This is a genomic window from Arthrobacter sp. ov407 (genome assembly GCF_900102895.1).
Lineage (GTDB): Bacteria > Actinomycetota > Actinomycetes > Actinomycetales > Micrococcaceae > Arthrobacter.
On the sequence record NZ_FNGD01000007.1, the window covers coordinates 13,661 to 33,075 of the forward strand.

The 19,415-nt window shown below is 67.0% G+C and carries 19 protein-coding genes; 17 read left to right on the top strand and 2 right to left on the bottom strand.

From position 1 onward, the window contains the following. Positions 1 to 34: 34 nt before the first annotated feature. Positions 35 to 970, bottom strand: a complete 936-nt coding sequence (locus BLS42_RS10280; RefSeq protein WP_090580488.1) for an aldo/keto reductase — start codon at positions 968 to 970, stop codon at positions 35 to 37. Positions 971 to 1,021: 51 nt separating this feature from the next. Between BLS42_RS10280 and BLS42_RS10285 the strand changes: the two genes are divergently transcribed. After that, positions 1,022 to 1,855: an undecaprenyl-diphosphate phosphatase gene (locus BLS42_RS10285; RefSeq protein WP_090580491.1), complete on the top strand. Its 834-nt coding sequence runs from the start codon at positions 1,022 to 1,024 to the stop codon at positions 1,853 to 1,855. A 15-nt stretch (positions 1,856 to 1,870) separates the two neighbouring features. Continuing rightward, positions 1,871 to 3,151 carry a cysteine--1-D-myo-inosityl 2-amino-2-deoxy-alpha-D-glucopyranoside ligase gene (gene mshC, locus BLS42_RS10290; protein WP_090580494.1) on the top strand — a complete coding sequence of 427 codons (1,281 nt, stop codon included), beginning with the start codon at positions 1,871 to 1,873 and terminating at the stop codon, positions 3,149 to 3,151. Positions 3,152 to 3,163: 12 nt separating this feature from the next. On the opposite strand, the gene BLS42_RS10295 is transcribed toward mshC, so the two are convergent. Further along, positions 3,164 to 4,069: a PAC2 family protein gene (locus tag BLS42_RS10295; RefSeq protein ID WP_090580497.1), complete on the bottom strand. Its 906-nt coding sequence runs from the start codon at positions 4,067 to 4,069 to the stop codon at positions 3,164 to 3,166. Positions 4,070 to 4,233: 164 nt separating this feature from the next. Here BLS42_RS10295 and BLS42_RS10300 point away from each other — a divergent pair, with 164 nt between their 5' ends. From BLS42_RS10300 to tatC, 15 genes are all read left to right on the top strand, one after another. Continuing rightward, positions 4,234 to 4,995: an HAD family hydrolase gene (locus BLS42_RS10300; protein WP_090580500.1), complete on the top strand. Its 762-nt coding sequence runs from the start codon at positions 4,234 to 4,236 to the stop codon at positions 4,993 to 4,995. Continuing rightward, positions 4,988 to 6,175 (top strand): site-2 protease family protein, encoded by a 1,188-nt coding sequence (locus BLS42_RS10305; RefSeq protein ID WP_090580503.1) that lies wholly within the window; start codon positions 4,988 to 4,990, stop codon positions 6,173 to 6,175. Before BLS42_RS10300 ends, BLS42_RS10305 begins: the two co-directional genes overlap by 8 nt. A gap of 101 nt (positions 6,176 to 6,276) precedes the next feature. Next, positions 6,277 to 7,347 (top strand): tRNA (adenine-N1)-methyltransferase, encoded by a 1,071-nt coding sequence (locus tag BLS42_RS10310; RefSeq protein ID WP_090580506.1) that lies wholly within the window; start codon positions 6,277 to 6,279, stop codon positions 7,345 to 7,347. 84 nt (positions 7,348 to 7,431) lie between these two features. Beyond that, positions 7,432 to 9,243, top strand: a complete 1,812-nt coding sequence (arc, locus tag BLS42_RS10315) for a proteasome ATPase (protein ID WP_090580509.1) — start codon at positions 7,432 to 7,434, stop codon at positions 9,241 to 9,243. Then, positions 9,240 to 10,913: a depupylase/deamidase Dop gene (dop, locus tag BLS42_RS10320; protein ID WP_371129553.1), complete on the top strand. Its 1,674-nt coding sequence runs from the start codon at positions 9,240 to 9,242 to the stop codon at positions 10,911 to 10,913. The genes arc and dop overlap by 4 nt, the downstream gene beginning before the upstream one ends. Positions 10,914 to 11,003: 90 nt before the next feature. After that, positions 11,004 to 11,207: a ubiquitin-like protein Pup gene (locus BLS42_RS10325; RefSeq protein ID WP_090581157.1), complete on the top strand. Its 204-nt coding sequence runs from the start codon at positions 11,004 to 11,006 to the stop codon at positions 11,205 to 11,207. An 86-nt stretch (positions 11,208 to 11,293) separates the two neighbouring features. Next, positions 11,294 to 12,124 carry a proteasome subunit beta gene (prcB, locus tag BLS42_RS10330; RefSeq protein ID WP_090580512.1) on the top strand — a complete coding sequence of 277 codons (831 nt, stop codon included), beginning with the start codon at positions 11,294 to 11,296 and terminating at the stop codon, positions 12,122 to 12,124. Between the two features lies 1 nt (position 12,125). Next, entirely contained in the window at positions 12,126 to 12,833 is a 708-nt protein-coding gene (gene prcA, locus BLS42_RS10335) for a proteasome subunit alpha (protein WP_090580516.1), read from the top strand. 1 nt (position 12,834) lies between these two features. Continuing rightward, positions 12,835 to 14,199, top strand: coding sequence for a Pup--protein ligase (gene pafA, locus BLS42_RS10340; protein WP_090580519.1), 1,365 nt, complete (start codon positions 12,835 to 12,837; stop codon positions 14,197 to 14,199). 106 nt (positions 14,200 to 14,305) lie between these two features. Beyond that, on the top strand, positions 14,306 to 15,241 hold the full coding sequence (locus BLS42_RS10345; RefSeq protein WP_090580522.1) for an FKBP-type peptidyl-prolyl cis-trans isomerase: 936 nt from the start codon (positions 14,306 to 14,308) through the stop codon (positions 15,239 to 15,241). Between the two features lie 49 nt (positions 15,242 to 15,290). After that, entirely contained in the window at positions 15,291 to 15,686 is a 396-nt protein-coding gene (locus BLS42_RS10350; RefSeq protein ID WP_018772903.1) for an FKBP-type peptidyl-prolyl cis-trans isomerase, read from the top strand. Positions 15,687 to 15,837: 151 nt separating this feature from the next. Further along, complete coding sequence (locus BLS42_RS10355) at positions 15,838 to 17,871, top strand: helix-turn-helix transcriptional regulator (RefSeq protein WP_090580525.1); 2,034 nt, start codon at positions 15,838 to 15,840, stop codon at positions 17,869 to 17,871. A gap of 5 nt (positions 17,872 to 17,876) precedes the next feature. Continuing rightward, positions 17,877 to 18,260, top strand: a complete 384-nt coding sequence (locus BLS42_RS10360) for a hypothetical protein (protein ID WP_090580528.1) — start codon at positions 17,877 to 17,879, stop codon at positions 18,258 to 18,260. A gap of 35 nt (positions 18,261 to 18,295) precedes the next feature. Beyond that, on the top strand, positions 18,296 to 18,565 hold the full coding sequence (tatA, locus tag BLS42_RS10365) for a Sec-independent protein translocase subunit TatA (RefSeq protein WP_090580531.1): 270 nt from the start codon (positions 18,296 to 18,298) through the stop codon (positions 18,563 to 18,565). Between the two features lie 48 nt (positions 18,566 to 18,613). After that, positions 18,614 to 19,408: a twin-arginine translocase subunit TatC gene (gene tatC, locus BLS42_RS10370; RefSeq protein WP_176803365.1), complete on the top strand. Its 795-nt coding sequence runs from the start codon at positions 18,614 to 18,616 to the stop codon at positions 19,406 to 19,408. Positions 19,409 to 19,415 lie beyond the last annotated feature (7 nt).

Sequence of the window (19,415 nt, forward strand, 5' to 3'; positions counted from 1 at the left end):
ATTTGGGGGCTGTGCGGAACTCCCGGAACCGGCCTCAGGCTGGGTCGGACACGTCCTCGAGAGCCTGCGCGATCTCCGGCGGGAGCGGCGCGAAGGCCGAGTCCAGGATCTCCTTGAGTTGAACCGGCGTCCGAGGACCCACCACTGCGGTTGCCACACCTTGCTGGGACAAGAGCCAACTCAGCGACACATCAAGTGGCGTCCGGCCGAGCCCCTTCGCCGCCATGGCGACAGCCTCCACCACACTTGACGCCGGCGCTTCGAGATACGGTTCCACGTACGTGGCGAGCCGCTGGCTGGCGGCACGGGAATCCCCGGGGATGTGACCGCGGTATTTTCCGCTCAGGACGCCGCGTCCGATCGGACCCCAGGCCATCAGGCCGAGTCCGGCGTCCTCGATGGCCGGAATCAGCTCAATTTCCGCGCTGCGCTGCAGCAGCGAGTACTCGGACTGGTTGGCCACCAGGGGGAAGCCCGCAATGGCGGCGGCCTTGGCTGTCTGCCAGCCGTTGAAATTGGACACACCGGCATAACGCGCCCGGCCGGAGCGCACCGCGTGGTCCAGCGCGGACAGGGTCTCCTCCAGCGGCACATTTGAATCCCAGGCGTGCGCGAACCAGAGATCCACGTAGTCGGTTCCCAGCCGTGCAAGGCTCGCGTCAAGCCCGGAGAGCATGCCGTTACGGGACGTGTCGACGCTGCGGCGCCCGTCCGTCGTCGTGAGCCCGGCCTTCGTGGAGATCACCACTTCGGAACGGGCGACGACGTCGCCCAGCATTCCGCCGAGCATGGCCTCGGCCTGCCCGTCGGCGTAGGACGCCGCCGTGTCGATCAGGGTTCCGCCGGCATCGACGAAAGACCGCAGGAGGGTGGCGGCATCCTGTTCCTCGGTTTCCCGGGCCCAAGACATGGTGCCAAGGGAAAGGGCGGACACGCGCAACCCACTGTTGCCGACATAACGCTGCTGCATGCCAGCAAGCTTACGGGAGTCGCCGTGCTTCATAACGTAGGGTCTATAAACGTGAACTGGATACAAGCGGCTCTGCTGGGCCTAGTACAGGGGCTGACCGAGTTCCTCCCGATTTCCTCGAGCGCCCATCTGCGGATTGTCGGCGCCTTTCTGCCGGGGGCATCAGACCCCGGCGCGGCTTTTACGGCCATCACCCAGCTTGGCACCGAGGCGGCCGTGATTGTCTATTTCTGGCGCGACATCCTGCGGATCATCCGCGCGTGGTCCGGTTCGCTGACCGGCAAGGTGTCACGGCGGAACCCGGATGCGCGCATGGGCTGGCTGGTGATCTTGGGCAGTGTCCCGATCATCGTCCTGGGCCTGCTGTTCCAGGACCAGATCGAGTCGGTGCTCCGCAGCCTCTGGGGCGTTGCGACCATGCTGATTGTGTTCGGCATGGTCCTGGCCGTGGCCGACACCATCGGCAAGCAGGACCGCGAACTCACGCAGCTGACGTACAAGCACGGCCTCTATTACGGACTCGCACAGGCCCTGGCTCTGTTCCCCGGCGTGTCCCGCTCCGGCGGCACTATCAGCGCCGGTCTCCTGATGGGCTACACCCGCGAGGCGGCGGCCCGCTACTCGTTCCTGCTGGCCATCCCCGCCGTGTTCGGCAGCGGCCTGTACCAGCTGTACAAGGTGGTCTCCAAGGAAGGCATCACCGGCCCGTACGGGCTCCCGGAAACGGCCCTGGCCACAGTGATCGCCTTCATCGTGGGCTATGTCATCATCGGCTGGTTCCTGAAGTACGTCTCCACCCGCGGCTACCGGCTCTTTGTCTGGTACCGGATCATCTTGGGAACGTCCCTGTTCCTGCTGCTCGGTTTCAATGTCATCAGCGCCTAGCACTAGGCTTGGGCTGTGAAATCCTGGATCTCCCGCCCTGTTGCCCAACTCCCCGGCAGCATGCCCGCCCTTCGCCTCTTCGACACCGCCAAGGGCGGAATCGTCACCCTGGAGGCCACGGGTGAGCAGTCCATGTATGTCTGCGGCATCACCCCCTATGACGCCACGCACATGGGCCACGCGGCCAGCTATGTCGCCTTCGACCTCCTGAACCGCGCTTGGCGGGACGGCCGCCAGCAAGTTTCGTACGTCCAGAACGTGACCGACGTCGACGACCCCCTCCTGGAGCGCGCAACGGCCACCGGGGTCGACTGGCGCGACCTCGCCGCGAGCCAGATCGAGCTTTTCCAGACAGACATGGAAGCCCTGAACGTCCTCGCTCCGGATCACTACATCGGTGCCGTCGAAGCCGTCCCGCTGATCGTCCCCGCCATCGAGCGCCTTCTGCGCAACGGACTCGCGTACCGCGTCCCCGGCACCGGCGGCGAGCCCGACGGTGATGTCTACTACGACGTCGAAGCCGCCGGGAAGCACTCGACGGACGCCGTCGACGCCTGGACCCTGGGATCCATTTCCGGGCTCGCCGACGCCGAAATGCTGGAACTCTTCGCCGAACGCGGCGGCGACCCGGGCCGGGCCGGGAAGCGCCAGGCGCTGGACCCGCTGCTCTGGCGGGTTGCCCGCGAGGGCGAACCCAGCTGGCCCGGCGGCGAACTGGGGGAGGGCCGGCCCGGCTGGCACATCGAATGCACGGTGATCGCCCAGGAGTACCTGCCCAAGCCGTTCACCGTCCAGGGCGGAGGCTCGGACCTGATCTTCCCGCACCACGAAATGGGCGCCGGCCATGCCTACTCACTCGCAGGCGTACCCCTGGCCCGCCACTTCGCCCATGCTGGCATGGTGGGCCTCGACGGGGAAAAGATGAGCAAGTCCAAGGGCAACCTGGTCCTGGTCTCCCGGCTCCGCGCCGACGGGGAAGAACCCGCCGCGATCCGTCTCGCGATCTTGGCCCACCACTATCGCACGGACTGGTCCTGGACCAACGCCGGGTTCGACGAGGCCAAAGACCGGCTCCGCACCTGGCGCGAGGCACGGGCCGTGGCTCCTGAAGGCTCCGCCGCGGCCCTCATCGGCCGGCTGCGGACCGAGCTCGCCAATGACCTCAACGCGCCCGGCGCGCTCGTAGCAATGGACGCCTGGGCCAAGGCCGCCCTGGAAACCCCGGGGCCAGCCGCGGCCACGGACGCCGCGCTGGTCAGCGACGCCGTCAACGCCCTTCTCGGCGTCGAACTCTAACCGGGCCCGTCGCTAGGGCTTGTCCTTGCCCCGACGCTTGAGGTAGCGCTCGAATTCGCGGGCGATCGATTCGCCGCTGGCCTCCGGGAGGTCGGCGGTGTCCTTGGCCTCCTCCAGCTGGCGGACATACGCCGCAATTTCGGGATCCTCGGTGGCGAGCTCGTCCACGCCGCGCTCCCACGCGTCGGCCTCCTCGACCAGTTCCGTGGTGTCCAGCGGGACCTGGAGCAACTCCTCGATCCGGTGCAACAGGGCCAGCTGCGCTTTCGGTGACGGCGCCTGGGCCACATAGTGCGGCACGGCCGCCCAAAGCGAGACCGTCGGGAGCCCGGCAAGCAACGCCACCTCGCCGAGCACGCCCACAATCCCCACCGGGCCTTCGTACTGCGAGGCCTCCAAGTCCATCCGCTCACGCAGTGCTGCGTCGTCCGTGGACGTACTGACCGGAATCGGGCGGCTGTGCGGCACGTCAGCCAGCAGCGCACCGACCAAGATGACGTAATCGACGTGCAGGGCCTCAGCATGCACCAGCAGCTCCGCCGTGTAGGCGCGCCACTTGTAGGAGGGCTCGGTGCCCTGGACGAAAATGACGTCCACGTTCGAGTCGGGGACGCTGGCCTTGAAGATCCTCGTGGAAGGCCACTTGATCTTCCGCTCGCCGGCCGCCGTCCGGCGGATCGTGGGCCGGGTGAACTGGAAGTCGTAGTACTCGTCGGCGTCGATCGCCGCGACCTTCTTCCCGCCCCAGAGCTTGTTCAGATAGCGCAGGGCGTCGCTGGCGGCCTCCCCGGCATCGTTCCAGCCTTCAAAGGCCGCCAGCATGACGGTGATGCGCCGGCCCTCGGGGACGGGCTGCAACAGCCGCTCCGGCTCGGCGACGGCGCCTGGTTCGGTGGGGTCTGCCTCGAAGCTGTTCATGCCATCACCCTACGTCCAAGACCCCGCCCCGTGCAGGCAATACAGCACTGCGCGCGCCCCAGTTCCGCACAAGTTCCGTCCGAAATCCCGCGGCCGGGTGGGCGGAATTCGCCGTAGGCGTAGCACGGGCCCCCGGCCGTGGGCTTCGCCGTAGACTGGAAGGCATGCGATCCTCAGCTTCCCGGCCCCTCCTTAAAGCAGCACTCTGGGACATGGATGGCACCATTGTCGACACCGAGCCCTACTGGATCGAAGCCGAACGCGCACTCGTTGAAGCCCACGGCGGACAATGGTCCCAGGACCAGGCCATGCAGCTCGTGGGACAGGCCCTGACGTTTTCCGCGGGCATCCTGCAGGACGCCGGCGTGGCGATGGAACGGCGCGACATCATCGACACCCTCACCGGCCATGTGATCAGCCAAATTCGGAACTCCGTCCCCTGGCGACCCGGTGCCCGCGAACTGCTCGACGAACTGTACAACGCCGGTGTCCGCTGCGCCCTCGTCACCATGTCCGAGGGTCCGCTGGCCCGGGAGATCGTTGCGAGCCTGCCGGAGCCCTACTTTGAGTTCCTCGTCACGGGGGACACGGTCGTGCAGGGTAAGCCGCACCCGGAGGCTTACCTGAGGGCCGTTGAGCTCCTGCAGCAGCAGGACCCCGAGCTGGGCCTGCACCACTGCGTTGCCCTGGAAGATTCCGTGCCGGGTGTCGCCGCCGCCGTGGCGTCCGGCGTCGTCACGGTCGCCATCCCGCACATCCTGCCCCTGCCGGACGATCCCCGCCGCGCCACCTGGGACACCCTCGAAGGCCGCACAGTTGCGGACCTGGAAGAGCTCGTGGCCCTGCGGCACGAATTCCCGGACGCCACCTTCGGGCGCGCGGCGGACACAGCCGCCCACTCGACCGGGGGCCGTCTCCGTGGCTGACACCGGCAGCCACGGACAGCCCGGCAAGAATGCGGCTACCCTTCGGGAGGGGATTCCGCTGGGCCGCATTGCCGGCATTCCGGTATTTCTGGCGTATTCCTGGTTCATCATCGCGGCCTTCACGGTGATCGCGTACGGGCCGGTCCTGCAGAGCAACAATCCCCGCCTCGGAGTAACCGCCTTCTTCGTCGCATTCGCCTACGCGCTGCTGCTCCTGATTTCCGTGCTGGCCCACGAACTCGCGCATGCGCTGACGGCCAAGCTGTTCCACTGGCCCACGGAGAAAATTGTCCTCAACCTGTGGGGCGGCCACACCCAGTTCCAGAGCTTCACCGCCTCTCCCGGGCGCTCCGTCCTGGTCGCGATGGCAGGCCCGGCTGCGAACTTCGTCCTTGCCGGCGCAGGCTGGCTCCCGCTCGCGTACGGGGACCTGGGCGGCGTCGCCGATATCCTGGCCAACATCTTTGTCTGGGCCAACGTGCTGATCGGCATCTTCAACGTGCTTCCCGGCCTTCCGCTGGACGGAGGCCGGCTGGTCGAATCCGCTGTCTGGAAAGCCACCGGCAGCCAGGAAAAGGGCACCATTGCCGCCGGTTGGGCGGGCCGGATCATCGTGATCGGCCTGGCCCTGTGGTTCATTGTCCTGCCCCTGCTCAGTGGTGCACGACCGGATATTTCCTTCACCCTCATCACCGCCCTCGTGGGCAGCTTCCTGTGGATGGGGGCATCGGCATCGATCCAGCAGGCCCGCCTGCGGGGCCGACTGCACCTTGTCGATGCCGCGGCCCTCGCCGAACCCGCCGTCGGCCTTCCGGAAACCGCCACGGTCGCAGACCTCCTGGACCTGGCGCCGGCAGGAAAGCCCAACGTGGTGCTGTGCGACCGGGACGGCCGCCCCGTGGGCATCGTCGACGCCGCAGCCGCCGCCACCGTGCCTGCCGCCCTGGCTGCAGCGACCGCCCTGACCGCGGTCGCCTACCCCCTTGGCGCCGGCGCTTATGTCCCGGAATGGTCCAAAGGCCAGGATCTGGTCCAGTACCTGGCCCAGATTGAAGGCCAGGAGTACGCAGTGGTGGACCGCGAGGGCGCCGTCACCGGGCTGCTGCGCCAGTCCGCCGTCCTCCGTGCCATTACAGGCAAGTACCGGAACGAACGCCAGAACCAGGGGCAGAACCGGTAGAGTTACTGGGCGGTCGTGATTTTCCGGCCCCCACGCGCAAGGACCGGTGCCCGCCGGCATGTCCGCGGCCACACAGCTTTACAGGAGCGAGGAACATCTTCATGAGCAGCGACACTGCCGCAGGCACTACCCCCGCCGCAGGCACCACCACAGTCACCGCCGCCACCACCGCGAATGGTGCGACGGGCGCGGCGCGCCGCCGCGGGCCGTTCCGCGAAGGTGAGCGGGTCCAGCTCACGGACGAGCGCGGCCGCATGAACACGATCACGCTCGAAGTCGGCGGAGCCTTCCACACCCACCGGGGATTCCTGAACCATGACGAGATCATCGGCAAGCCTGACGGCTCGGTGGTCGTCAACAACGTCGGACAGCAGTACCAAACCCTGCGCCCGCTGCTCTCGGACTTCGTGCTCTCGATGCCGCGCGGCGCGGCCGTGGTCTACCCGAAGGACGCCGGCCAGATCGTGACGATGGCGGACATTTTCCCCGGCGCGCGTGTTGTCGAGGCCGGCGTCGGCTCCGGCGCCCTGTCCATCTCCCTGCTGCGCGCGGTGGGGGACAACGGATACCTGCATTCCTTTGAGCGCCGCCAGGAGTTCGCGGACATCGCCCGCGGCAACGTCGAGACCATCTTCGGCGGCCCGCACCCGGCCTGGAAGATCTCGCTCGGCGACTTCCAGGAGGAAGTGGTGCGCACCGAGGAACCCGGCTCGGTGGACCGCGTGGTCCTGGACATGCTCGCGCCGTGGGAATGCCTCGACGCCGTCGCCACGGTCCTGGCGCCCGGCGGAGTGTGGATCAATTATGTCGCGACTGTGACGCAGCTTTCGCGGACAGCCGAAGCCATCCGCGCGGATGGACGGTTCACCGAACCCGACGCGTGGGAATCCATGGTCCGCGGCTGGCATCTCGAAGGCCTGGCCGTGCGTCCGGACCACCGCATGGTTGCCCACACGGGCTTCCTGCTGGTAACCCGCCGTCTCGCCGACGGAGTCACGGGAATTTCGGTGAAGCGCCGCCCCTCCAAGACCGACTTTAACGAAGAAGACGTCAACGCCTGGACCCCGGGCGCTGTCGGCGAGCGGGCGGTCTCGGACAAGAAGCTGCGCCGCGCCGCCCGGGACGCAATCGCCGGAACAAACGTCGTCGACGCCCCGGAGATAACGAACTAGGCAGCATATTTCGGATGTCTCCAGCGGCACCCGCCTTCATAGGGCTATGGTCTTAACAGAAGAGCAGGAAGGGGCTGATGCACGATGGAGACTCCGAATACTGACCCGGGCCGCACACCGGCCGAGGACGCCGCGGATGCCGCCGCACGCCAGGACGCGGCCCGGGCCGCAGCCAGCGAGGGTGAACGGTACGCCGCCAGTGAACTGTCCGTCGCAGAGCGGCAAGTCAACATCCTCCGGGACAAGCTCCGCCACATTGACCGTCAGCTTGCCGCCGCGACACAGAACAACTCCAAGCTGGTCAGCATGCTGGAAACGGCCAAGGCCGAGATCCTGCGGCTGAAGAACGCCCTCGACCAGGAGGGACAGCCGCCGTACAGCTTCGGCACGATCCTCCAGCTCAACCCGAAGCGGCAGCCGACGGCCGGGAACAGCGGCCAGGCGGCCACGGAAGAGTCCGTGGACATCTTCAACGCCGGCCGCAAGATGCGCGTGGGGATCAGCCCGCTGGTCAACATCAGCCAGCTGGCCGTCGGGCAGGAAGTCCTGCTGAACGAGGCCCTCATGGTGGTCGCCGGGCTCGGCTACGAGCGGGCCGGGGACCTGGTCACGCTGAAGGAAATGCTGGGACCGGACCGCGCCCTGGTGGTGGGCCGCGCCGACGAGGAACGGGTCGTCCGGCTCTCCGGTGCCCTGCTGGCCCAGCGGCTCCGGGTCGGCGACGCACTGTCGATCGATTCGCGCACCGGGTACGCGCTGGAAAAAATCCCGCGCTCCGAGGTGGAGAACCTCGTGCTCGAGGAAGTTCCGGACATCACCTACCTGGATATCGGCGGTCTGGGCCCGCAGATCGAGCAGATCCGCGACGCCGTCGAACTGCCGTTCCTGCATCCTGACCTGTACCGGGAGCACGGGCTGAAGGCACCCAAGGGCATCCTGCTGTACGGCCCTCCCGGCTGCGGCAAGACCCTGATCGCCAAAGCCGTGGCCAACTCGTTGGCCGCGCGGGCCGCCGAGCGCGCCGGCAAGACGGACATGAAGAGCTATTTCCTGAACATCAAGGGACCCGAACTGCTCGACAAGTACGTCGGCGAGACCGAACGGCACATCCGCCTGATCTTCGCGCGTGCCCGGGAGAAGGCGTCCGAGGGCAGCCCGGTGGTGGTGTTCTTTGACGAAATGGATTCGCTGTTCCGCACCCGCGGCACGGGCATTTCCTCCGACGTCGAAACGACCATCGTTCCGCAGCTCCTCAGCGAGATCGACGGCGTCGAACGGCTGGACAACGTGATCGTGATCGGCGCCTCCAACCGGGAAGACATGATCGATCCGGCGATCCTGCGCCCCGGCCGCCTGGACGTCAAGGTCAAGATCCAGCGGCCCGACGCCGAGGCCGCGGCCGACATCTTCAACAAGTACATCACCACGGACCTGCCGTTCCACGAGACCGACCTGGCCGAGCACAGCGGCGACGTGCAGGCGACCGTGGACGCCATGGTCCAGCGGACCGTCGAGGCGATGTACTCCACCGACAAGTCCAACGAATATCTCGAGGTGACCTACGCCAATGGCGACACCGAAATGCTCTACTTCAAGGACTTCAATTCCGGCGCCGTGGTGCAGAACGTCGTGGACCGGGCCAAGAAGTACGCCATCAAGGACCTGTTGACCATCGGGCAGAAGGGTCTGCGGATCGACCACCTGCTCCGGGCGGTCGTGGACGAGTTCCGTGAACACGAGGACATGCCCAACACCACCAACCCGGACGACTGGGCACGGATCTCCGGCAAGAAGGGCGAACGCATCACGTATATCCGTACCATCGTCCAGGGCAAGGCCGGCCAGGAGCCCGGGAAGTCCATCGAGACGATGCCCAGCACAGGCCAGTACCTGTGACGGCTGTTGTCCCCGGCAAGCCCGCCGACACTGCGGGCGGCTTGCCGGTCGGCGGGGCAATGAGGGTGATGGGCTCGGAGACCGAATACGGCATCCACGCCCCCTCGGCCCCCGGAGCCAACGCCACGATGATGTCGGCCCGGGTCATCCAGGCGTACGCCCAGGTGACCCGGCAGCGCGCCGCCGGGGGAGCCGAAACGCGGTGGGACTACACCGATGAAGAGCCGCTGCACGACGCCCGCGGCTGGACCTTGGAGCGCAGCAGCGCGGACCCGGAACAACTCACCGACCAGCCCCCCGTCCTCGACGCCGAGGCGGTCGCCCTCGCCTACGGGCGGCAGGAACTCGAGGCCGACGGCGAGGACGAGTCCGGCACCCTGCTCATGAACATGGTGCTGGGCAACGGCGCACGGCTGTACGTGGACCACGCCCATCCGGAGTATTCCAGTCCCGAGGTGACCAACCCCCGCGCCGCCGTCACCTGGGACGCCGCTGGCGACCTCGTGGCTTTGGCCGCTGTCCGGCGCCTTGCCGCCGATCCCGACCTGCCGCCCGTCAACCTGTACAAGAACAACACGGACAACAAGTCGGTTTCCTACGGTTCGCACGAGAACTACCTGATGCCCCGCTCGGTGCCGTTCGGCGAGATCGTGCGCGGCCTCACGCCGTTTTTCGTCACCCGGCAGATCATTTGCGGTGCCGGCCGGGTGGGCCTGGGGCAGGACAGCGCCCGGGCCGGCTACCAGATCAGCCAGCGCGCTGACTTCTTCGAAACCGAAGTGGGCCTGGAAACCACCATCCGCCGCCCCATCATCAACACCCGGGACGAACCCCACGCCACCGCGGACAAATACCGCAGGCTCCACGTCATCATCGGCGATGCCAACCTCAGCCAGACGTCCAATTTCCTCAAGTTCGGCACCACCGCCATGGTCCTGAGCCTGATCGAGGCCGGGCTGGCGCCGCGGATTGAAGTCCATGAACCCGTCGCCGCGCTGCAGGCCGTCAGCCACGACACCTCGCTCACCGCGCTGCTGCGCCTGGGCGACGGCCGACGGATCACTGCCCTGGACCTGCAGTGGATCTATTTGGAGGCCGCTTCGAAGCATGCGCAGGACACCGGCGTCGCGGACGCGGTGGACGGTGACGGCCACACCCACGAGGTCCTGGAACGGTGGTCCGCCACGCTGAGCGAACTCGGCGGTGACCGGGCGTCGGCCGCTTCCTCGGTGGAGTGGCTCGCCAAACTGTCCCTGCTGGAGGGCTACCGGCAGCGTGACGGCCTGGGCTGGGACAACGCGCGGCTGGGCCTCGTGGACCTGCAGTGGGCTGACATCCGCCCCGAAAAGGGGCTCTATTATCGGCTGCTGGCCCGCGACCGGATGCAGCGCATCGTGGACGACGCCGCGATCGCCCGGGCGGTGACGGAACCGCCGTCGGACACGCGCGCGTACTTCCGCGGACGCTGCGTCAGCCGGTTCGGCGCGGATCTCGCGGGGGCCAGCTGGGACTCGGTGATCTTCGATGTCCCCGGCCGCGGCAGGCTCCAGCGGGTCCCAACCCGCGAGCCGCTGCGCGGAACAGAAGCCCTCACAGGCGCCCTGTTCGCCCGGCACCGGGAGGCCGGGACGTTCCTGGCCGAACTGCTCGGACTCAGCCCCGGTTCCTAGGAACAAAGCCCCCCGCGGGCGCCCCGGGCGTGGCACTATTGCTAAAGGATGTCCCTTAGGAGAAAAGGGACGGACATGAAGGAGAAAACAATGGCAGGCCAGGAGCAGCAGCAGCCGCAGTCGCGGGACACCGAGGTTGACGAGGACGTCCCCGCCGCGCCGCCGGCCCCAGGGGACGCCCAGGCGTCGGCAGCCACCCAGGGCGTCGACGATCTCCTCGACGAGATCGACGGCGTGCTGGAGTCCAATGCGGAGGAATTCGTCCGCGCATTCGTCCAAAAGGGCGGCCAGTAGGAGCGCCGCCGACCGCCGGATGAGGGCGGCGGGAGGGGCTAAGGGCCGGAAGAGTCGTTGATCCACCACGTTGAGGGAGAGCGATAGTGCAGGAAACAACAGCCAACCGAGTAGCAGCCAACGCGACGTCCTCATTCACCGAGCATCTGCAGCGCGAGCGGCCCGACTTAATGCCCTTCGGCCAAGTCCGTTTCAACCAGTTGCCCGCCGCCCATCCGGCAGCACCGCTGCAGGCCCCGCACGGGACCACGATCGTGGCGATGACCTACGCCGGGGGAGTGCTGATGGCCGGGGACCGCCGCGCCACCATGGGCAACGTGATCGCCAGCCGGCACATCGAGAAAGTCTTTCCCGCTGACCAGTACTCAGTGCTGGGCATTGCCGGAACCGCCGGAATCGCCCTAGACATCACCCGGCTGTTCCAGGTTGAACTCGAGCACTACGAGAAAATCGAGGGCACGCTCCTTAGCCTGGACGGCAAGGCGAACCGGCTCGGCGCCATGGTGCGCGGCAACCTGCCCATGGCCATGCAGGGCCTGGCCGTCGTTCCCTTGTTCGCGGGATTCGACCGGCCCGCAGGCTTCGGCCGGCTCTTCTCCTACGACGTCACGGGCGGCCGATACGAGGAGCAGGAGCACCATGCGGTGGGATCCGGCTCGATGTTCGCCCGCGGCGCGCTGAAAAAACTGTGGCGGCCCGGCCTCTCGGAGCAGGACGCCGTGGCGGTCGCCGTCGAGGCACTGTACGACGCCGCCGACGACGACTCCGCCACGGGCGGCCCGGACCCGGTCCGGCAATTATGGCCGGTGGTGTATATCGTGAACCGAACAGGCGCCTTCCGTGTCCCGGACCGCGATCTCGCCGCCGTGGCCGGCCGCGTCATCGAATCCCGGGCCGTCGCCCAGCGGGAGGCCTGAGATGACCCAGCAGTTCTATGTATCCCCCGAACAGCTGATGAAGGACCGTGCGGATTTCGCACGGAAGGGCATCGCCCGCGGACGCTCGGTGGTGGTCATCAGTTGCCGGGACGGGATTGCCCTCGTGGCGGAGAACGCGTCCCCGTCGCTGCACAAGATCGGCGAGATCTACGACAAAATCGCGTTTGCGGCCGTCGGAAAGTACAACGAATTTGAGAGCCTGCGACAAGCAGGGGTGCGGTACGCCGATGTCCGCGGCTACTCCTACGACCGCGAAGACGTCACGGCCCGCGGCCTCGCGAGCGTCTACGCGCAGAGCCTCGGCGCGGTGTTTACGGCCGAACAGAAACCCTTCGAGGTTGAACTGGCCGTGGCCGAAGTCGGCCAGATCCAGGAAGCGGACCATCTGTACCGGCTGACCTTTGACGGGTCCATCGCCGATGAGCACGGCTTTATCGTGATGGGCGGCCAGGCGGACAAGGTTTCCGAAGCCGTCGCGGCGGGCTGGCAGGGCGAACTCGACTTCGCGGGCGCCATCCGGCTGGCCCTAGCCGGACTCGTGGCAGACAAGGAAACCACCACCCTGCCGGTTTCCGCACTGGAAGTTGCGGTACTGGACCGGGGATCGGAAAGCGGCCGCGGCACCCGCCGGGCGTTCCGCCGGCTCGAGGACCCGGACATCGTGGCATTGCTGGCTGAGGAGAAGTGAGATGGACAAGCGCATATTCGGTATCGAAACCGAATTCGGAATTTCCTATTCAAGTCCGGAGTCCCGGCCGCTGGCGCCTGAGGAAGTGGCCCGCTACCTCTTCCGCAAGGTGGTCAGCTGGGGACGGTCCTCCAACGTCTTCCTGACCAACGGCTCGCGCCTCTACCTGGACGTCGGGTCCCACCCGGAGTACGCCACGGCCGAGTGCGACGATCTGGCCCAGCTGATCGCCCATGACCGTGCCGGGGAACTGATCCTGTGCGACCTCGTGGACGAAGCCCAGGAACGGCTGGCAGCGGAGGGATTCAACGGGACCGTGTACCTGTTCAAGAACAACACGGACTCGGCCGGGAACTCCTACGGCAGCCACGAAAACTACCTCATCCCGCGCCGCGGGGAGTTTTCCCGGCTCGCGGAGATCCTCATCCCGTTCCTCGTGACGCGTCAGTTGATCGCCGGGGCCGGCAAGATCCTCAAGACCCCGCACGGGGCCACCTTCGCCTTCTCTCAGCGGGCCGACCACATCTGGGAGGGCGTCTCCTCCGCCACCACCCGTTCCAGGCCCATCATCAACACCCGGGACGAACCGCACGCTGACGCCGAGTTCTATCGGCGCCTGCACGTGATCGTGGGCGACTCCAACATGTCCGAACCGACGGCCCTGCTCAAGATCGGCACGGTGGACCTGATCCTGCGGATGATCGAGGCCGGGGTGATCATGCGCGACATGCGGATGGAGAACCCGATCCGCAGCATCCGGGAAATCTCCCACGACCTCAGCGGCCGGGCCCTGGTCCGGCTCGCCAACGGCCGGCAGCTTACGGCGCTGGAAATCCAGCGCGAGTACCTGGGCAAGGTGACCGCGTTCGTGGCCCAACACGGCGCGCACAACGCACACGTGCCGCTGATCCTTGACCTCTGGGAGCGCACCCTCGACGCCATCGAAAGCGGCGACACGAGCACGATCGATACCGAAGTGGACTGGGCCATCAAGAAGAAGCTCATGGACAACTACCGGGAACGGCACGGACTGGGGCTCGACGCGCCCAGGATTGCGCAGCTGGACCTGACCTACCACGACATTTCCCGCGGCCGCGGCCTCTTCTACCTGCTCCAGGCCCGCGGGGCGGTGCGCCGGGTGGTGGACGACACCGCGGTCAAGGATGCTGTGGATGCCCCGCCGCAGACCACGCGTGCCAAACTCCGCGGAGACTTCGTCCGGCGTGCCCAGGAGCTCGGCCGTGACTACACCGTGGACTGGGTTCATCTGAAGCTGAACGACCGCGCCCACCAGACCATCCTGTGCAAGGATCCGTTCCGGAGCGTGGACGAACGGGTGGATGCGCTGCTGGACTCGATGGGCTGATACCCAGCTTCGCACGTTATTCTGGGGTAGGGCTGCCTTGCGGCCGCCGCTTGCCACGGGAAACCGAACGGCACAGAGTCCACCCTGCCTCGACGAAAGTTTCCAAGTGCGCCGACTACTAGCAATTCTTCTGCCCGGACTGCTGCTGCTGACCGCCTGCGGCGGCAGCGAAGCACCTCCGGCTCCGGAACCCACCAGCCAGTCCGCGGGGGAGACCGCCCAACTGGACTCGGTCAAATTGACCGAGAAGGGCGACAAGAAGGCCCCCGCTGTCGACTTCACCAAGCCGCTCGAGGTCAAGGCGCCCACTATCAAGGTGGTCACCGAAGGCAGCGGCGAGCGGGTCAAGGCCAACCAGATCGCCGACATTTCGATCGTGGCCTTCAACGGCAAGGACGGATCGACCCTCGAAGACACTTTCCCGAACGATCCCGAGCCGCTGGAGCTGAACGACGAGCTCAAGACCGGCAGCCCTGTGATCTACAACGCGTTCGTGGGCGCCAAGATTGGCTCGCACATCGCCCTGGCCGTACCCGGCCAGGCCGCCGCTGAGGGTACCGCAGCCAAGCCGACGCAGCTCCTGATCGTCAAGGTGCTCGCCGCCAAGGACGCCCCGCCGGTCCTGGACAAGCCTGAGGGCGACGCCGTCACCCCGCCGGCCGGACTGCCGACCGTCAAGGAAAACGACAAGGGCGTTCCGGAAATCTCGGTCGCCGGCGTCAAGGCGCCGACCAAGCTGATCTCCCAGGACCTCATCACCGGCAAGGGCCAAGCGCTCAAGAATTCCGACACCATCACCGTCAACTACGTCGGCGTGGCCCTCGCCACCGGCAAGGTCTTCGATTCCAGCTTTGAGAGTGGCAAGAAGGCCACCTTCCCGCTGACCGGCGTCATCAAGGGCTGGACCCAGGGCCTGACCGGCAAGACGGTCGGCTCCCGCGTCCTTTTGGTGGTCCCGAAGGACCTCGCCTACGGTGATCAGGGCCAAGGCGACGCGAAGGGCGACCTCGTCTTCGTCGTCGACATCCTCGGCGTCAAGTAATCCACCGCATCAACCGTAACCACCACACGTCACCTCAAAAGGAGTAACCATGTCATTTGGACAGCGCAACCTCGACCGCGAGAAGCCGGAAATTGACTTCCCCGAAGGAGACGTCCCCACCGAACTGGTCATCACCGACCTGATCGAAGGGGACGGCGCCGAGGCCAAGCCCGGCGACACCGTGTCCACCCACTACGTGGGCGTCGCCTGGTCCACCGGTGAAGAGTTCGACGCCTCCTGGGGCCGCGGCGCGCCGCTGGACTTCCGGGTCGGCGTCGGCCAGGTCATCCAGGGCTGGGACCAGGGCCTGCTGGGCATGAAGGTCGGCGGCCGCCGTCGCCTGGAGATCCCGTCCGAGCTCGCCTACGGCTCCCGTGGCGCCGGCGGGGCGATCGGCCCCAACGAGGCCCTGATCTTTGTCGTGGACCTCGTCGCCGTCCGCTAGCGGACGCCACCCACGCGCATACAGTAGCGCCGGCTGAATCAGCCCGCTGAATTGCCCCTGAGGGCGCAAGCGCGGTAACAATCGGAAAAGTTCTTCCGGCTGTTGCCGCGCTTTCGTCATATTCCGGGATCGGCTTTAGTACCCTTGCGAGGTGTCCGCCTCACGTACAGAACGCCTGCTGAACCTGCTCATCGCCCTACTCAACACCAAGTACGGCCTGCGCCGCGGTGATTTGCGCGAAAAGGTCTACCACGACACCACGAGCAGCGACGTCGCCTTCGGCCGCATGTTTGAGCGCGACAAAGGCGAGTTGCGCCAGATTGGCTTCGACGTCGAAACCGTGACGGACACGGGCTGGGGGTCCGACGACCCTGCAACCACCCGCTACCGGATCGGCAAGGAATCGAACCGGCTGCCCGACGTCAGCCTCACCCCCGAAGAGTGCACCGTCCTCATCCTCGCAGCGCAGCTCTGGGAGCACGCCGCCCTCGGCTCCGCCGCCGTGGACGCGGTCCGCAAGCTGCAGGCCGCCGGCGGCCTCGTCGAGGCCGAACTCCCCACCGGCGTCCAGCCGCGCATCCGACCCGCCGGCCAGGCCTTCGAAGACCTGGTGGCCGCCATGCACGCCCAACACCCCGTCAGGTTCAGCTACCTCGCCGGCAGCACGGGCCAGGAGCAGGAACGATCGGTGGAGCCCTGGGGCCTGGGCAGCCGCTTCGGCCAGTGGTACCTCGTGGGCCACGACCGGGGCCGGGGGGACAAGCGGTTCTTCCGGCTGTCCCGCCTGACGTCCGCCGTGACCGTGCTGGAGAAGGAAAGCTTCACGCCTCCCGCCGGGTTCAATGTCCGCGCCGAACTGGCGGCCCTGGCCGAGCTGCCGGTCCAGAGCGCCGTCGTCGACGTCGAGCACGGACGGCTCCTGGGGCTCCGCAAACGCGCCCATACGGTTCCTGACTCGGCTCTGGAAACTGGCCCTCTGGAAGGAGGCGTGCGGCGGCCCGCGGCCGGCACGGACCGGCTCATGGTGCCCTTCCGCGATGCAGAGACGCTGGGCGAGGAGCTGGCCTCCTACGGTCCCCGGGTCACCGTGATTTCGCCTCCCGAACTCGCCGGCGCTGTCCGCCGCCGCCTCACCGCCGCCGCGGCCTTCGCCGCCAGGCCCGTTCCGGAGGTGGCCTTCCCCGAAGCCGGACCCGCCGGCCGGACCCGCAAACGCACCTCGGAGGACCAGCTCAAGCGGATGCTGCAGCTCGTCCCCTTCCTTGTCCACCACCAGGGACTGCATATCAGCGAGGTCGCCGCCAGGTTTGGGATCACCCGGAAGGCGCTCGAGGACGACCTGCGGATCCTGATCTGCTCGGGCCTGCCGGAAGGCTACCCCGACGATCTGCTGGACATCCAGTGGGACGATGACCACGTTTTCATCACCCAGGCCCTGGACCTGACCCGCCCCGTGCGGTTCACCGTGGACGAGGCCTGCGCCCTCCTGACCGGCCTGGAGACCCTCAACGGCCTGCCCGAGCTCGCCGAAGGCGGCGCACTCGAATCGGTGACCCTCAAACTCATGGCCGCGGCGGGGGAGGAGGGGGTGAAGGCGGCCGCGCTCTCCGGCCCCGAGGTGGCCCCCGGCAACTCGGCCACCCTCGAAACCGCCCGTGCGGCGATCAGGTCCGGGGCGCAGCTGCACTTGAGGTACTTCTCGCCGCAGCGGGACGCAGTCTCCGAACGCGATGTGGACCCCTTGCGGCTCTATTCGCTGGACAACACGTGGTACCTCGAGGCGTACTGCCACTCCGCCAAGGGCCTGCGCAACTTCCGGCTGGACAGGATCGAAGCCCTTGAGCCCAACGGCCGGCCGGCGGCAGCGACGGCGAAACCGGCGGACAGCTTTCCGGTGAAACTGTTCACCCCGAACGACGACGACACGGTGGTGGTGGTCGAACTTGCGCCCCGGGGGACTGGCCTCGCTGACGACTACTACGCCGAGCGGACCGCGGCCCTGCCCGGCGGCGGCATGCTCGCCGAAATCCGGTTCGGCAGCACGGACTGGCTCCCGATGTTCGTAGCCCAGCACGGCGGGATGGTGCGGATCCTGGAACCAGACGCCCTCGCGGACGCGTCGCGGGAATGGCTCGCCGCGGCCCTGACGCAATACGAGGACCCGTCGGATCGCCCGATAGACTGATCTGCATGCCTTGGTGGTCCTGGATCCTTATTTGGATAGCGCTCGTCTCGCTTTCGCTGCTGTTCTTCGGTGTGCTCGGCCTGCGGTTATACCGGCAAGCCATGACCACGCTCGAGGAATTAGGGGAAGCCGCCGATCGGTTTTCCCGCGTGCCCTCGCCTTCTGCCCCCGAGGCAGCGCCCGCAACGGCTAACGCCGGTGCCCCGGACAGCACGGACGCGGGCCCTCGGCCGGTACCCGGCGACGCCGTTTTTGCCTCGCCTGCCCGGATGCGACATGATTACCACGCATCCAAGTTCGCACGGCAGAATGCCCGCCGGCTGCGCCGCATCCAACGCAAGAAGGAGCGCGGGCAACCCCAGGCGCTGCGCGACATCGAAACGGGTTAGACATAGGATGTATTCAAACGAAAGGACCTCTCCCAATGAGGCTTGAAGGCTGGCATCTCATCATCATCATCGTTCTGGCATTGGTGCTGTTCGCTGCGCCGAAACTGCCGGGCATGGCCCGCAGCCTGGGCCAGTCGATGCGCATTTTCAAGTCGGAAGTCCGGGAAATGAAGAAGGACGGCGCCTCCGAGGCCAAGGATGGCTCCGAGCCGGTCGAGGGCCGGGTCATCAACCACCCGCAGGCCGGCGCACCGGAAAGCCGCACGGGCGACGGAACAGACGTTCCGCCGTCGACCCGCGCCTAAGACCGTATGGCAGTAACCATGAGCCGTCGATCGAACCCTGAGGGGAGGATGGCGCTCCTCGACCACCTGAAAGAGCTTCGCAACCGTCTCTTTAAGGCGGCAATCGCCGTCGTCGTTGGGACGGTAGTGGGTTTCCTTGTCTACCAGCCAATGCTGGCGGCGCTGATCAAGCCCATCCGCGACCTGAATGAGCACGAGGGCCGTCAGGCCACCCTGAACTTTGACGGCGTTGCTAGCTCGTTCGACCTCATGATCCAGGTGTCCGTGTTCCTGGGCCTGATCATCGCGAGCCCCGTCTGGCTCTACCAGCTGTGGGCCTTCATTGTGCCCGGGCTGCACAAGAAAGAACGCCGCCTGGCCCTGTCCTTCGTGGCCGCGGCCGTGCCGCTGTTCGTGGGAGGCGTCCTGCTGGCCTGGCTTGTGCTGCCCAACGCGGTGCGCGTCCTGACCGATTTCACGCCGTCGGGCGGCTCCAACTTCATCAGCGCCCAGGTGTACCTGTCCTTTGTGCTGCGGCTGCTGCTCGCCTTCGGCATCGCCTTCCTCCTCCCGGTGGTCCTGTTCGGGCTAAACCTGGCCGGCCTCATCACGGGCAAACAGTTGGTCAAGAGCTGGCGGATCACGGTGTTCCTGGTGTGCCTGTTCGCCGCGATGGCCGCCCCGGGCGCCGATGCCATGAGCATGTTCTACCTGGCCGGACCCATGCTGGCGCTGTTCTTCGCCGCGATCGGCCTTTGCCTGCTCAACGACCGCCGGCGCGAGCGGCTCGCCGTCAAGCGCGAGGCCGAGACTGAAGCCACCGCCGACCAGGCAACCCCCAGCTCCGAGCTGGAGAATCTCTAGCCTTTCG

Coding starts and splice junctions, on each gene's coding strand:
- tatC (WP_176803365.1), top strand. CDS start 18,614: ATGGCGCTCCTCGACCACCTGAAAGAGCTTCGCAACCGTCTCTTTAAG.
- pafA (WP_090580519.1), top strand. CDS start 12,835: ATGGACAAGCGCATATTCGGTATCGAAACCGAATTCGGAATTTCCTAT.
- BLS42_RS10300 (WP_090580500.1), top strand. CDS start 4,234: ATGCGATCCTCAGCTTCCCGGCCCCTCCTTAAAGCAGCACTCTGGGAC.
- BLS42_RS10295 (WP_090580497.1), bottom strand. CDS start 4,069: ATGAACAGCTTCGAGGCAGACCCCACCGAACCAGGCGCCGTCGCCGAG.
- tatA (WP_090580531.1), top strand. CDS start 18,296: ATGAGGCTTGAAGGCTGGCATCTCATCATCATCATCGTTCTGGCATTG.
- BLS42_RS10310 (WP_090580506.1), top strand. CDS start 6,277: ATGAGCAGCGACACTGCCGCAGGCACTACCCCCGCCGCAGGCACCACC.
- BLS42_RS10350 (WP_018772903.1), top strand. CDS start 15,291: ATGTCATTTGGACAGCGCAACCTCGACCGCGAGAAGCCGGAAATTGAC.
- arc (WP_090580509.1), top strand. CDS start 7,432: ATGGAGACTCCGAATACTGACCCGGGCCGCACACCGGCCGAGGACGCC.
- BLS42_RS10360 (WP_090580528.1), top strand. CDS start 17,877: ATGCCTTGGTGGTCCTGGATCCTTATTTGGATAGCGCTCGTCTCGCTT.
- BLS42_RS10325 (WP_090581157.1), top strand. CDS start 11,004: ATGGCAGGCCAGGAGCAGCAGCAGCCGCAGTCGCGGGACACCGAGGTT.
- BLS42_RS10280 (WP_090580488.1), bottom strand. CDS start 970: ATGCAGCAGCGTTATGTCGGCAACAGTGGGTTGCGCGTGTCCGCCCTT.
- prcA (WP_090580516.1), top strand. CDS start 12,126: ATGACCCAGCAGTTCTATGTATCCCCCGAACAGCTGATGAAGGACCGT.